The following is a 13,363-nucleotide window of genomic DNA, read 5'->3' as shown; positions in this document are numbered from 1 at the left end:
CATCGAGGAGTCCCGGTCCCATGGCCACGCAGCACAGCCCCAGGACAGGCGGCGTGCCGGTCGCGGCCGGCCTCGCCCTTGCCTTGCTGGCGGCGCCGGCCTTCGGCCAGACACCGGCCGCGCCGGCTGCGTCCGGAGGGCTCGGCACCTTCACCTTCACCTATGAGAACGACCTGCTCGCCGGCACCGACCGCTACTACACCAGCGGCTTCCAACTTGCCTGGCGCTCGGCGCCCTACCAGCCACCATCCTGGATCGCCGACGGGCCCGGCATCGTGCTGCCCTCCGGCGGCGCGCTGCGCTGGGGCCTCGCCTTCGGGCAGAACATCTTCACGCCGGACGACACGACGCTGCGCAATCCCGACCCGACCGACCGGCCCTATGCCGGCTGGCTCTACGGCTCGATCAGCCTGTCCTCCACCACGCCGACGTCCTATGGCAGCATCGAACTGCAGCTCGGCGTGGTCGGCCCCAGCGCGCTGGGCGAGCAGACGCAAAACGGCGTGCACGACCTGCTGAACATCGATCGTGCCTATGGCTGGGACTACCAGCTCAAGGATGAGCCGGGCGTGAACCTGGTGCTGACCCGCCAATGGCGCTTCAACAGCGAACCGGTGTGGGACGACATCGCGGTGGGCTTCGTGCCGAGCCTGACCGCAAGCCTGGGCAATGTGCAGACCTATGGCTCGGCCGGGCTGATGGTCAGGGTCGGCAATGATCTTGCCGCCGATTTCGGCCCGCCGCGCATGCGCCCCTCGGTCTCCGGCTCGGCCTTCTACGAACCCGTCCGGCGCTGGGGCTGGTATGTCTTCGCCGGCTTCGACGCCCGCGCCGTCGCGCTCGACATCTTCCTCGACGGTAATACCTGGCGCGACAGCCGCAGCGTGGAGAAGGAAACCTTCGTGGGCGAGGCGAGCGCCGGCTTCGCGGTGTTCACGCCGATCGGCCGCGTGACATTCTCCTATGCCGCGCGCACGCGCGAATTCCAGGCGCAGCGGGAAACCGCGCAGTTCGGGTCGATCAGCCTGTCGATGCAGTTCTGAGCCGGCGCGGAGGGGCCTTGCCCTTCCAACTCGTCACCGCCGCCGCCCACCCAGCAACCCACCGATCCCGCGTAGCACATCCTGCGCCGCCCCCTGGATCTCGCGCGGCACCAGCGGGATCGGCGCTGCCGCCGCGTCCGGCATCGGCCCGGCCCGGCCGAGCCTTGCGAGCGTCAGCGCCGGCCCGCAATCCCCGCCCGGCGGCGCGCTGCCGGTCGCATCGCGCAGGAATTCGATCGTGCTGCTGCGCCACAGCCGGTTGGCGACGGTGTCGCCGATCACGCGCGCCATCGCCGCGCCGGGATCCACGCCGATGCGCGGTTCGGCGAGCGTCCCGCCGATCGTGACCGGCGCGCGCACCGTCACGCCCATTAGGCGAATGTCGGGCAGCAGGCGTGCGGCGATCGTCTCGTCGCGCAGGTTGAAGGCCAGGGTTCCGTCGATCCGGCCGAAATCGCCGACCATCAGCAGCGTCTCGCTGCGCGCCACGCCGGCCTCGGCCGACAGGCGCAGCGCCAGGCAGCGCAGCGTGACCCCTTCGGCCGGCGTGCCACGCGGCAACAAGGCGCGGGACAGATCCGGGCCGATGCGCAGCGCCGTGGCACCCGTGAAGCGACCGCCCACCATCGCAATGCCGAGTTCCCCCGTCAGGGAGGCCGCCACCGCGCGCGTCGTGCTACCCTGGCCACGCAGGTCGAGCGCCAGTTCCGCGCTGCCTTCGAAGCCCGCCGGCACCCCGAAGGCACGGCGCAGCGCGGCGAGGTCGAGCCCCCGCCCCCGGCTGTCGATCCGCAGTTCCAGCCGCGCCGGCTGGGCGGCGGCATCGAGCAGAGCCTGCCCGGCAACCGGCCCGCCCGGGGTAGTGACGGCCAGCGGGTCGATGGCCAGCCGCCCATTGGTCAACGCGACCGTCCCGCTGGCGTCGCGCCAGGTCACGCCGCCGACGATCAGTTGCGCCGCCGACAGGCGCAGCGCCACATCGGCACCGCGCAGCGTATCGATCGGTAATGCGATGTCCGGGATCTGGCGCCCCGCCTCGCCGCGGTGAGCGGGGCGCGCGGCCGGGCCACCGCCCAATGCGTCAAGATCGACGCGTTGGGCCACCAATTGACCGCGGAAGGCGGTGCGCTCGGCCAGGGTGATCGCGAGGTTGCCCTGCAGCGCCAGCGCATCGGCGCTGACGGACAGGGCGTCCAGGCGCAATTCACGCGTCGTCAGGCCGCCGAGCCGGGCATTCGTCGTGACGCCGGTGACCCGCGGCAGCGCGACGCCGAGCACCGGCCCGACCAACGCGAAATCCGGCGTCGTCAGCCGCGCGTCGAAGACCGCGGCGCCGAGGTCGAGGTCGCGCCTGATCGGCCCCGACAGCGCCAGCCGCGCGCGGCCCGAGGTCAGCACCGCCTCGATCGGCTGTGTCTGCCCCTCGGGCCAGGTCGCCAGGCGTCGCAGGGACGGCAGGGTCGCCGTCAGGCCGAGATCGGCCGCACCGCGCCGCCCCTGCGCGGCAATCGTCGCCGGCCCGTCGAAACTCGCCGCGCGCAGTTCGGCCCGCGACAGGCGCAGTCCTGTCAGGACGGTGCCGAGGTCGGTCTCGCCGACCCGCAGGACCAGGTCCGAGACGGCGGGCACCGGCATCCCCGGCCCAAGCCGTGCGGCGAGGCTGATCGGGCCGGTCGCCGGGATCAAACGGCCGAAGCGCCGGCCCAGGCGCTGCGCGGCGGCGCGGTCGGCCTCGGCCTGCACGGCCAGTGACCAGCCGGGGGCGTCCGTCCCGCGCGGCCAGGCACCGTGCAGCCGGAGGCGCAGCCCCTGCCCTTCGATCGAGGCGTCCATCGCCAGCACGCCATCCACCTCCGGACCCAGGCGGGCCGAGACCGACAGCGCTTCGTCATCGAGGCGGATCCGACCATCGAGTTCCAGCGGGTCGCCGGGTTCGTCGCGGGCGAGGTGCAGCGCCGGGATCTCGACGGTGGTGACGGGCCCGCCGGGCAGCAGGATTCGGGAGGTTTCGATATCGACCGCGGCGATGGTCAGGCCACCGGCCGAGCCCGTGCTGCCACCCGGCCCGAAGATCCAGTTGGCGCGACCCTCGGCATCGCGTTCCAGGATGATATCGGCATCGGCAAGCCGGACGCTGTCGATCTCGACCCGGCCGGAGAGCAACGGCAGCAGCGCCAGCGTCACGTCGAGCCGGCCGATACGGGCGAAGTCCGGCCGCGACCCGCCCGGGATATTGGCGATGGTGGCATCGGCCATGGCGATGCGCGGACGCAGGCCGAGCCGGAGGGAAAACGCGCCCTGGTTGACCTCGCGCCCGATGGCGCGTTCCAGCGCCGCGTCGATCTGCGTGTTCAGCTCGCCGCGCGCGATCGCGACCTCCAGCGCGACCATCGCGCCGCCGATCAGCAGCAGGACGCCCAGGACTAGCCCTGCAGCGATGCGAAGGGCCCGCTTCATGACCCGATCATGACAAGGCCAAGGGCGACGGTCAGCAGCAACAGGGCCAGGCCGGCGGCCGGCCAGGCACGCAGGAGGGTCTCGGCGCGGGCGAGCATATCGCCAAGCGGGGCAGCGGCACGGATCACCCGCCTTGCGAGGTGGATGACATCGCCCTCCGGTATGGCCGGCAGGCGGTCACCCCAGCGGATCAGCAGCAGCAGTGCCGCGGCGCCGAGCAGGACCGGCCAGATCGCCTTGGCGAGCGCGGCCATGGTGAGCACATCGGGCCACGCGCCAGGAAACAGCAGCCACGGCACGGCCATGGAAGCCGCCGCCATCGCCAGCCAGGGCAGCAGCATGCCGGCGGGTGGGCGGGCGTTCGCATCCTCGGTGATTGCGGCGGCGAGGCGCCGCGTGAAATGCAGCATCAGCAGGGTCGACCCGATCGCCGACAGGACCGACAGGGTGCCGACGAACCCGCTGCCGAGTTCCGCCTTCACGGCTTCCTTCGCCAGCCACCCGCCGGTCAGCGGCATGCCGCCGAAGCCGAGTGCGAGCACCACGGCCGGGCCTAGCACCAGCCACCGCGCCCGCCCGCCCGCCACCGCCGCGACACCGACGGCGAGGAACAACGCGCCCTTCGCCAGCACGTGATGCGTCGCATAGAAGGCCGCCGACACCGGCGTGGTGCCGATCCCATGCGCCAGCCCCATGCCGATCGCCGCCACCACCACGCCCATCTGACTGACGGAGGAGTAAGCGAGCACGGTCTTCGGATTGCGCTGGGTGATGCCGATCGCGACACCCCAGAAGGCGGTGACGAAGCCGAGCACCGTCAGCACCTCCCCCCAGTTCGCCGGCGTGACATCGCCCGGCAGGAAGCGGATCAGGCCGATGATGCCGGCCTTGATGATGGCACCGCTCAGCACGGCGGAAGCGGGCATGGGGGCTGCCGGATGCGCCAGCGGCAGCCAGACATGCAGCGGCACCATCCCGGCCTTGAGGCCAAAGCCGGCCACCAGGAAGGCGATGGCCAGGTCGCGCAGCGGCGCGGTGGCCAGCGACGGCAGCACATCGGCGATCGCCAGGCTGGAACCAGGGGTGAAGGCGGCGAGCAGGGCGAAGCCGGCCAGCAGGGCCGCCTCTCCCACCACGGTCAGCAGGATGTAGCTGGCCCCGGCCGCCCAGGCGCGTGGCGTGCGGTCGTGGATGACAAGGCCCCAGGCCGGCAGGCTGGCCAGCGCGAAGACCAGGTAGAAGCCGACCAGGTCACCGGCGATGAAGACGCCGAGGCTGCCCGCCATGGTCGGCAGCCACCAGGCGGCGAAGCGCCATTGCGCGTCCCGTTCGACATAGGCGCGCACATAGACCGAGGCCGCGCACCACAGCAGCGACGCGGCGCCGAGCAGCAGCGCCGAGGGGTGGTCGAGGGCAAGCGTCAGCCGCACCCGCGCATAGACGATGAAGGGTTCGCCACCGGCGGCCAGGAGCGCGCAGGCGAGGCCCGGCAGCGGCGCGATCCACAGCAGCGCGAGCGCACGGCCACGCAGCGCCGGCACCGTCAGCGCCGCCAGCAGCAGCAGCGGTGCGAGCGGCGTGGCCGCCAGCAGCAGGGCGTTCATGGCGCGATGTCCAGCCGGCCGACCTGCACCAGCCCGAAGGAGGCGAGCGGCAGGAAGCCCAGCATCACCGAGATCACCGCAAGGCCAAGCGCGATGCCGTCCCTCGACCAGGTGACGGTGGCGGGTTCCAGCGCGGATTTCTCGCCCGCGCGCAGTCCGGCGGCCAGGACGCGATAGACATAGCCGCCGGTCAGCAATCCGCCACCCAGGACGACCAGCGCCCACCACCATTGGCCGGCGCCGATCGCGGCGGACAGCAGCAGCCACTTGGCCGCGAAACCTCCCGAGGGCGGCACGCCCATCAGCGACAGGCCGGCGAGGCCGAAGGTCAACAGCGTGACCGGCATGACCCGGCCCGCGCCGCCGATATCCGCGATGCGGTCATGGCCGAAGCGCGCGGCCATGATGCCGGCGGCGAGGAACATCGCCGCCTTGGCGAATGCATGGGAGACCGCCTGCACCACCCCGCCGGTCCAGGCCTTGGCAGCGACGTCGGACGCACCCGGCACGGATGCCAGCAGCGGGAACATCAGGAACAGGTAGCCGATCTGCGCGACGGTGGAATAGGCGACCAGCAGCTTCAGCCGCTTCTCGCGCAGCGCCGCGACGGACCCGAGCAGGATCGCGGTGGCACCCAGTGCGGCGAGGATCTGCGCGGCGCCCGGCATGGGCACGTGCGCCATGACGCCGAACCACAGCCGCAGCAGCAGGATGAAGGACCCCTTCACCACCAGGGCGGAGAGCACCGCGCTCGCGGCCGCCGGCGCCCCGGCATGGGCGGGCGGCAGCCACAGATGCAGCGGCAGCAGCGCAGTCTTGGCGAGCAGGCCCACCGTCATCACGGCGATGGCGAGGACCACCGCCGGCTGGCCTGTGACGCGCTGCGCCAGCAGCACGATGTCGAGCGTGCCGGCCGCGCCATAGATCAGCGCGACGCCAAGCAGATAGAGCACCGACCCCAGCAGCGCGAACATCAGGTAGCGCAGCGCGGCCTCCAGCGTCGCCCGGCTGCCATCGAGGCAGACCAGCGGCATGGCCGCGAAGGTCAGCAATTCGAGCCCGACATACAGCGTGAACAGGTCATTGGCGACGAGGATGAGGTTGATCGCCGCCCACAGCGCCAACAGCAGCGGCCAGAAGGCGAAGGCCTCGCGGCGTTCCGACGCGCCGGATGCGGTGCCGAAATCGGCGCGCGCGAAGATGGCGACCGCACCGATGACGAGCGCCGCGGTCACCAGCATCGCCGCCGACAACCCATCCGCGCGGAAGGCGATGCCGAGCGGCGGCGCCCAGTGGCCGAAATGACTCACCATCGGCGCGCCACCAAGTTGCACGATCACCGCAATGATGACCGACAGCGCGAGGCCCACCGGCAGCAGCGCCATGGTCAGCCTTTCGGCCCCGCGCGCGCCCAGCGGCATGGCGAGCACCATCGCCAGCACCGGCAGCATCACCGCCAGCATCGGCAGCATGGCCGCGCTCATCGATCCTTGGTCCCGGCCAGGCGCAGCACCAGCGCCACGGCCAGCGCGGTCGCGGCGAAAGCGACGACGAGGCCGGTCAGGATGATCGCCTGCGGCACCGGGTCGCCGCCGAAGCCCGCGCCGGCCCCGCGTCGCGCGACCGCGCCGAACACCAGGAAGACACCGCCACCGAGCAGGTTGAAGGCGAGGATGCGCAGCAGTGCCTCGGTGCGCACCAGCATGCCGAACAGGCCGATGCCGACCAGCGCCACGCCCACCAAGCCGAAGACCGCGGCGGTCACGGGCCGCGGTCCGGCGCCGACGGCCCGACCACCAGCAGCGCGAGCGCCACCGCGATCGAACCGGTCAGCACGAATTCGACGGCCAGGATCAGCGGCTTTGCCCAACCCAGCGGATAGGCGAGGAAGGCACCTTCCAGCACCGCGCCGGCCAGGCCGATGGCGATGAACAGCGCCGACCCGACGGCCAAGCCCCAGCGCAGCCAGCGCGCGGAGATTCGCGGCGCCGCCGCCAGCCCCGCCATCCAGGGCAGCAGCCACATCGCCGCGAGGATCGCCGCCGCCTGGAACTTGCCGCCAGGCGCATCGGCGCCGACCCACAGGATATGCACGGCCACGACGATGCCTAGCGGCGGCAGGGCGCGCGCCAGCAGCGCCAGCGGTCCATCGGCCTGCACCGGCTGCGGCGCGCCGGCCGCGCCGCCCCAGCCACCATCGGGCGTCAGCGCCCAGACGCAGATCACGGCGAGCAGCACCACCGTGGATTCCAGCAGCGTGTCGAGTGCGCGGAAGGACATCAGCACGGCGGTGACGGGGTTGCCGAGATCGGTCGCCGGCAGGTCGGCCGCGACGGCGGCGGCGAGGCTCGGCGCGGGGTCGGGCAGCGCCAGGATGACCGCGCCGAGGGCGGCTGCGATGGCGGCGCAGCACAGGCCGATCAGCAGCGTCATCGCCAGGCCGGGTGGCGGGGCCACCGGTGTCGCGGACAGGCGCCGCGCGGCGCCCAGCAGCAGCACGCCGGACAGGCCAGCGCCGATCGCGGCCTCGGTCAACGCCACGTCCGGTGCGGCGAGCCGGACCCAGGCGAAGGTCAGCAGAAGCCCATAGGCGACGAACAGCGAGACGGCGGTGAAGGTCCCGCGGGCCAGGATGCTGGCCAGCGCGACCGTGAGAATCGCCATGGCCAGAATGATGTCGACGATCACGCCGGCGGTTCCGTGCTGCGCGTCAGGCGCGCGATCATCGGGCCGACGGCAGCGCTCGACAGCAGCACCAGCGCCCAGATGGCGAGCAGCTTCAGCGCGCCACCCAGGCCACCGGCGCGCGGCAGCAGGCCGAGCACGATCAGGCCGAGGCCGAGATGATCCGCCTTGGTCAGCGCATGCAGGCGGCTTGCCGTATCCGGGAAGCGCAGCAGCCCGGCAGTGCCGGCGATGAAGAACACCAGCCCGGCGAGGATGGCGAGAATGGTGAAGGCGTCCGCGAGCAGGGTCACGCGCGCGGCTCCCCGCGGTCCTCCTGCGGCGGCGCGGCGCGCGCCATTGCCACGGAGGCGAAGGCGGCGAGGACCGCGAGGATCAGCGCCACATCACCCAGCGCCGAGTTTGCCGTCGCCACGCCGGCGAGCAGCAGCGTCGCGATGCCGCCTGTGCCGAGCAGTTGCGCGGCCATGATGCGATCGGCAGCGGACGGCCCGCGCAGGATACGGACCAGCCCGGCGGCGACGGTGGCGCCTACAAGCAACGCGGCGACCAGCAGGAATTCAGCCATCGAGGCCGAAGGCGCGGGCGAAGCGCGCCTCCTCCGCCGACATGGCCGCGGCGATGTCGGTGGTGGCGTCCAGCGCATGGATGGCAATCCCGCCACCCGCGACGTTGCCGGCCGGCAGCGTTCCGGGCAGCAGGCTGGCATAGGCGAGGAAGGCGTCGCGCGCGCCGCCGGGCGGCAGGCGCGGTGTCCAGGCGATGGTCGCGGGCGACGGCCGGCGGCGCGGATCGAGGGCGAGCCGCGCGACCTCCGCCCCCGCGCGCAGCGCCTGCCCCGGGAAGCGCAGCAGCAGCATCGCGAGGTCGGCAGGGCGCGGCCTTGCCTCGGCGGGGGGCAGCAGCCGCAGGCTGGTCCACGCCGCAAGGGTGGCAGCCGCCGCGCCGACCGGCAGCGCGGCAACATCCCAACCGGCGATGGCGGCCCACAGCAGCAGCAGCAGCCCGAAGCGGAAGACCCCCGTCGCCGCCATCTCAGGCCGCCGGCGCTTCCGCCTTCACCGGCTTGCGGTCGAAGACGGCGACATACAGCGTCGGCAGGAAGACCAGGGTCAGCAGCGTCGCCACCATCAGCCCGCCCATGATGGCGAAGGCCATCGGCCCCCAGAATACGGTAGGCGCGATCGGGATCAGGCCGAGCACGGTCGAGATCGCGGTGAGCAGCATCGGTCGCAGGCGCGACGATGCGGCGGCGACCACCGCATCCCACACGTTCTTGCCCTCGGCGCGGTCGGTCTCGATCTGGATGATCAGGATGATGGCGTTCTTCGCGATCATGCCAAGCAGCGACAGGATGCCGAGGATGGCGACGAAGCCGAGCGGCCGGTTGAACACCAGCAATGCGAGGACGACGCCGATGATGCCAAGCGGCAGCAATGCCAGCACCATCCCCAGCCGCCGGAAGGATTGCAGCTGGAACATCAGCAGCGTGAACATCAGCAGCAGCATCATCGGCACCACCGCGATGACCGATGCCTGGCTGTCGGCGCTTTCCTCGGCGATGCCGCCGAGGTCGACGCGATAGGGCCGCGGCAGGGTGGCGTTCAGCGCGTCCATGCGCGGCTGAAGTTCCGCGACCACCGTATCGGGCAGCACGCCGGGGTTCACATCCGCGCGCACCGTCAGCGTCGGCACGCGGTCGCGCCGCCAAATCAGCGGGAATTCCTGCGTGGGCTCGAAGGTGGCGAGCTGCGTCAGCGGCACCGTCCGCCCGCCCGGGAGCGACACCTGCAAGGACCGCAGGGTGTCGAGCGACAGGCGCTGGTCGTTCGTGGCGCGTGCGACCACGTCGATCAGGTAGATGTCGTCGCGCACCTGCGTGATGGCTTGCCCGGTCAGCGCGCCGTTGATCGCGCTGGACAGCTGCGCGGAGGACAAGCCGAGGCGCCGCGCCTCATCCTGGTCCACCACCACGCGCAGCTGGCGGGCGGGCTCCATCCAGTCGAAATGGACATGGCGGCTGCCCGGCGCCTCGGCCATCAACCTGGCCACATCCTGCGCGATCGCGCGCACTCGTTCGATGTCCGGGCCGTTGACGCGGTATTGCAGGGGCCAGCCGACCGGCGGCCCGAGTTCCAGCGGATAGACGCGCGACACGGCGGCGGGGAATTGCTCGGCCAGCAGCGTCTCAAGGCGCCGGTGCAAGCGTTCGCGCCCCGGCAGGTCCTTAGCGACGACCACCGCCTGGGTGAAGAAGGGCAGCGCCAGCTGCACGTTGAGCGGCAGGTAGAAGCGGATCGCGCCGCGGCCCACATAGGTGGACCAGCGTTCCACATCGGGGTCCTGCGCCAGCGCAGCATCGAGGCGCGTGGCGAGGTCCTCGGAGGCGAAGATCGAGGCGTTCTGCGGCAGCGTCACCTCGACCAGCAATTCGGTCCGGTCGGAGGATGGGAAGAACTGCCGGGGGACGAACTGCATGCCGAAGATGGCGACGCCGAACATGGCGATGGTGAAGCCGATGGTGATCCACTTCGCGCGCATCGCCATGGTGAGGAAGCGCGTATAGCCGCGCAGGATCGCGCTGGGCTTCGGAGGCTCGGTGCTGGCGCCCGGCTTCGGCGCCTTGAGGATCGCCATGCCGAGCAGCGGCGCGAAGATGACCGCGACGAACCAGGACACGATCAGCGCGATGCCGACCACCGCGAAGATCGAGAAGGTGTATTCGCCGGCCGAGGACCGCGCGAAGCCGATCGGCACGAAACCCGCGATGGTCACCAGCGTGCCGGTCAGCATCGACGAGGCCAGCGAGGAATAGGCGAAGACCGCCGCCTTGGGCTTGCTGTCGCCGGCCGCCAGCCGGCGGATCATGGCGTCGATGGTGGTCATCGCGTCATCGACCAGCAGCGTCAGCGCGATGATCAGCGCGCCGAGCGAGATACGCTGGAGGTCAATGCCGAACACCGACATCAGCGGGAAGACGATGGCGAGCGTCAGCGGGATGGACAGCGCCACCACCGAGCCGGCGCGCATGCCCAGTGCCACGAAGGACGCCACCATGATGATCAGGATCGCCTGCCACAGGCTCTCCATGAAGTCGCCGATCGCCTCGTCGACCGTGACCGCCTGGTCCGCGACCAGGATGGGCTCGATGCCGACCGGCAGGCCGGCACGGATGTCGGCCATCGCCGCCGTGATATTTCGCCCGAGGGCGAGGATGTCGCCCGATTCCCGCATGGCGATGGCAAGCCCGATCGCCGCATGGCCATTGACGCGGAACATCGGCTGCGGCGGGTCTGCGGTGCCGCGGCGCACCTCGGCGATGTCGCCCAGGCGAAAGATGCGGTCGCCGACCACGAAATTGACGTTGCGGATGTCCTGCTCGGTCTCGAAGGCGCCGGATACCCGGATGGCGAGGCGTTCCTGGCCCGTCTCGACCACGCCGGAGGGGCGCACCAGGTTCTGCGCCTGCAGGGCCTGGACCAGCGCGGCGCGGTTCAACCCGAGGCCGGCGAGGCGCTCGGTCGAGAACTCGATGAAGATGCGTTCGTCCTGCGCACCGAGGATCTCGACTTTCGAGACATCCGGCACCAGCAGCAGCCGCGACCGCGCGGCTTCCACATAGTCGCGCAATTCGCGCTGGCTGAAGCCATCGGCGGTGAAGCCGTAGATGATGCCGAAGGTGTCGCCGAAATCATCGTTGAAGAACGGCCCGACGATGCCCTGCGGCAAGGTGTGGCGGATGTCGGCCACGCGCTGGCGCACCCGGAACCAGGTGTCCGACACCGCGGGCGGCGGCGTGGTGCCTTTCAGGTCCACGAAGATCGTGGTCTGGCCAGGCACGGTATAGGAGCGGACGCGCTCGAGATTCGGCGTTTCCTGCAGGGTGCGCTCGATGCGTTCCGTGACCTGCTGTAGCGTCTCCTCGATCGTCGCCCCCGGCCAGACCGCAGAGACGATCATGGTGCGGAAGGTGAAGGCGGGGTCCTCGTTGCGACCGAGCTTGAAGAAGGCGAAGCCGCCCGCCAGCAACGCCACGATCATGAAATAGATGACGAGCGAACGCCGTCCGATCGCCCATTCCGACAGATTCGGACCGATCATCGCGCGGCGCCGCCGAGCAACCGCACCTTCTGGCCGGGCCGCAGCGCCTGCACGCCGGCTGTCACGACGATGTCGCCGGTCTCAAGGCCCGAGCCGACCACCACATGGCCGGGATCGTGGCGTACCAGTTCCACGCTGCGCAGCGCGACCGTTTCGGTACGCGGGTCGACCACCCAAACGGCGGGCTGGTTGTTGGCGCGCGTCAGCGCCGAGGCCGGGATGGCATAGCCGGCGCTGGACCCCAGCGTCATCCGGCCGGTCACGGTGGCCCCCAGGCGCATCGCCGGGGGCGGATCGGCGAGACCGACGCGGACCTGGAAGGTGCCGGTCACGGCATCGGCGCGCGGCGCCACTTCGCGCACGCGCCCGGTGGTGCGCACCGCGGCGTCGGTCGCGAGGACGACATCGATGACGGGATTGGCTGGCGCCTGGTCCTTCAGCGTCGGCGGCACGTCGAACACGGCGTCGCGGCCTTCGTCGCGCGCCACCTGCACGATCATCCGGCCGGGCTGCACCACCTCGCCTGGCTCGGCGCCGCGCTGGGTGACGCGGCCGTTCACGTCGGACACCAGCTCGGTGTAGCCGAGCCGCGTCTCGGCAATGCCGACCTGCGCCTCGGCGGCATCGACGGCGGATTGCGCGGATTGGCGCGTTTGGTTGGCCTGGTCGTAGCGCACGCGGGTGGTCCATCCGTCGCGCAGCAGTTCCGACTGGCGCCAGTAGTTGTTGGCGGCCTCGGTCAGCTGGGCACGGGCGGCGGCGAGCTGGGCGCGAGCGGCGCGCAGGCCATTCTCCTCATTCTCGCGATTGAGGCGGGCGACCACCTGCCCGGCGCGCACCACGTCGCCGACATTGACCAGGCGTTCCACCATGCGCCCGTCGATGCGGAAGGCGAGGTTCACCTCGGTCTCGGCCTGCACGGTCCCGGTCAGGGACACGACTTCCCCGCCGGCGCTGTGCTCGACGGCGACGACGCGGACCGGGCGAACCTCCGCCTGCGGTGCTGGTGGGCCGCCGTCGCAGCCGGCGGCGAACAGGACCGCAAGCACCGCCGACACGGAGCCGAGTCCCGACCGGAGCAATGGGAGGCGCGAGGGCCGATACGGCATGACAAGGTCCGGGACCGTGGGTGCAGGAGGCGTGGGACGACGCAGGTGACGGGACATTCGGGGGACCATGCATGGGGCGCAAGCAGTATGACGCGCATCGGCGAAACGCGCATCACTCGGGTCAGGCTCCGCGGTGACATCAGGCTTCACGATCAGGGGCATCGCGACCGCACCTCGCTTCACGGCTCCATCCTTCGGCACCTGATTCTAGGGGCTTTGCCGCACTGCGTCATTGGTCGGCTATCCCGGCACTTCACCCGACGTCCCAGGTCCCCTGGCGACACGCGGTCGTGCCGCCGGGTTCGCGCAAGCGGGACGCTGTGCACAGGCGCGCGGTCACAGCAACCTTGCTGCCGTCGGCGCG

Annotated in this window: 11 protein-coding genes; 1 reads left to right on the top strand and 10 read right to left on the bottom strand. The window is 71.3% G+C overall.

Annotation, left to right across the window (positions count from 1 at the left end; all coding sequences use genetic code 11):
• Window positions 1-20 precede the first annotated feature (20 nt).
• On the top strand, window positions 21-1,043 hold the full coding sequence (locus tag AAFN86_RS09415; RefSeq protein ID WP_347543043.1) for a lipid A deacylase LpxR family protein: 1,023 nt from the start codon (window positions 21-23) through the stop codon (window positions 1,041-1,043).
• A 33-nt stretch (window positions 1,044-1,076) separates the two neighbouring features.
• Here the strand turns inward: AAFN86_RS09415 and AAFN86_RS09410 are convergent, their stop codons facing one another.
• The 10 genes from AAFN86_RS09410 to AAFN86_RS09365 are packed head-to-tail and all read right to left on the bottom strand — an operon-like array spanning window position 1,077 to window position 12,948.
• On the bottom strand, window positions 1,077-3,500 hold the full coding sequence (locus AAFN86_RS09410) for an AsmA family protein (RefSeq protein WP_347543042.1): 2,424 nt from the start codon (window positions 3,498-3,500) through the stop codon (window positions 1,077-1,079).
• On the bottom strand, window positions 3,497-5,104 hold the full coding sequence (locus AAFN86_RS09405) for a proton-conducting transporter membrane subunit (RefSeq protein WP_347543041.1): 1,608 nt from the start codon (window positions 5,102-5,104) through the stop codon (window positions 3,497-3,499). Before AAFN86_RS09405 ends, AAFN86_RS09410 begins: the two co-directional genes overlap by 4 nt.
• A complete protein-coding gene (locus tag AAFN86_RS09400) occupies window positions 5,101-6,588 on the bottom strand; it encodes a proton-conducting transporter membrane subunit (RefSeq protein ID WP_347543040.1) in 1,488 nt (495 codons plus the stop codon). The genes AAFN86_RS09405 and AAFN86_RS09400 overlap by 4 nt, the downstream gene beginning before the upstream one ends.
• Window positions 6,585-6,869 (bottom strand): NADH-quinone oxidoreductase subunit K, encoded by a 285-nt coding sequence (locus AAFN86_RS09395; RefSeq protein ID WP_347543039.1) that lies wholly within the window; start codon window positions 6,867-6,869, stop codon window positions 6,585-6,587. Before AAFN86_RS09395 ends, AAFN86_RS09400 begins: the two co-directional genes overlap by 4 nt.
• Window positions 6,866-7,792: a hydrogenase subunit MbhD domain-containing protein gene (locus AAFN86_RS09390; RefSeq protein ID WP_347543038.1), complete on the bottom strand. Its 927-nt coding sequence runs from the start codon at window positions 7,790-7,792 to the stop codon at window positions 6,866-6,868. The genes AAFN86_RS09395 and AAFN86_RS09390 overlap by 4 nt, the downstream gene beginning before the upstream one ends.
• Window positions 7,789-8,082: a monovalent cation/H(+) antiporter subunit G gene (locus tag AAFN86_RS09385; RefSeq protein ID WP_347543037.1), complete on the bottom strand. Its 294-nt coding sequence runs from the start codon at window positions 8,080-8,082 to the stop codon at window positions 7,789-7,791. The genes AAFN86_RS09390 and AAFN86_RS09385 overlap by 4 nt, the downstream gene beginning before the upstream one ends.
• Window positions 8,079-8,357, bottom strand: a complete 279-nt coding sequence (locus tag AAFN86_RS09380; RefSeq protein ID WP_347543036.1) for a monovalent cation/H+ antiporter complex subunit F — start codon at window positions 8,355-8,357, stop codon at window positions 8,079-8,081. Before AAFN86_RS09380 ends, AAFN86_RS09385 begins: the two co-directional genes overlap by 4 nt.
• Window positions 8,350-8,823, bottom strand: coding sequence for a Na+/H+ antiporter subunit E (locus tag AAFN86_RS09375; protein WP_347543035.1), 474 nt, complete (start codon window positions 8,821-8,823; stop codon window positions 8,350-8,352). The genes AAFN86_RS09380 and AAFN86_RS09375 overlap by 8 nt, the downstream gene beginning before the upstream one ends.
• Window position 8,824: 1 nt before the next feature.
• The gene (locus AAFN86_RS09370; RefSeq protein ID WP_347543034.1) at window positions 8,825-11,890 is read right to left on the bottom strand and encodes an efflux RND transporter permease subunit; all 3,066 of its coding nucleotides are present in this window, start codon (window positions 11,888-11,890) and stop codon (window positions 8,825-8,827) included.
• Window positions 11,887-12,948, bottom strand: a complete 1,062-nt coding sequence (locus AAFN86_RS09365; RefSeq protein ID WP_347543033.1) for an efflux RND transporter periplasmic adaptor subunit — start codon at window positions 12,946-12,948, stop codon at window positions 11,887-11,889. Before AAFN86_RS09365 ends, AAFN86_RS09370 begins: the two co-directional genes overlap by 4 nt.
• Window positions 12,949-13,363 lie beyond the last annotated feature (415 nt).

The organism is Roseomonas sp. CAU 1739, from assembly GCF_039839775.1.
In the GTDB taxonomy this organism is placed as follows: Bacteria; Pseudomonadota; Alphaproteobacteria; order Acetobacterales; family Acetobacteraceae; genus Neoroseomonas.
Note: the sequence above shows the minus strand (reverse complement) of the source record. Positions and strands in the feature narration are given on the sequence as shown.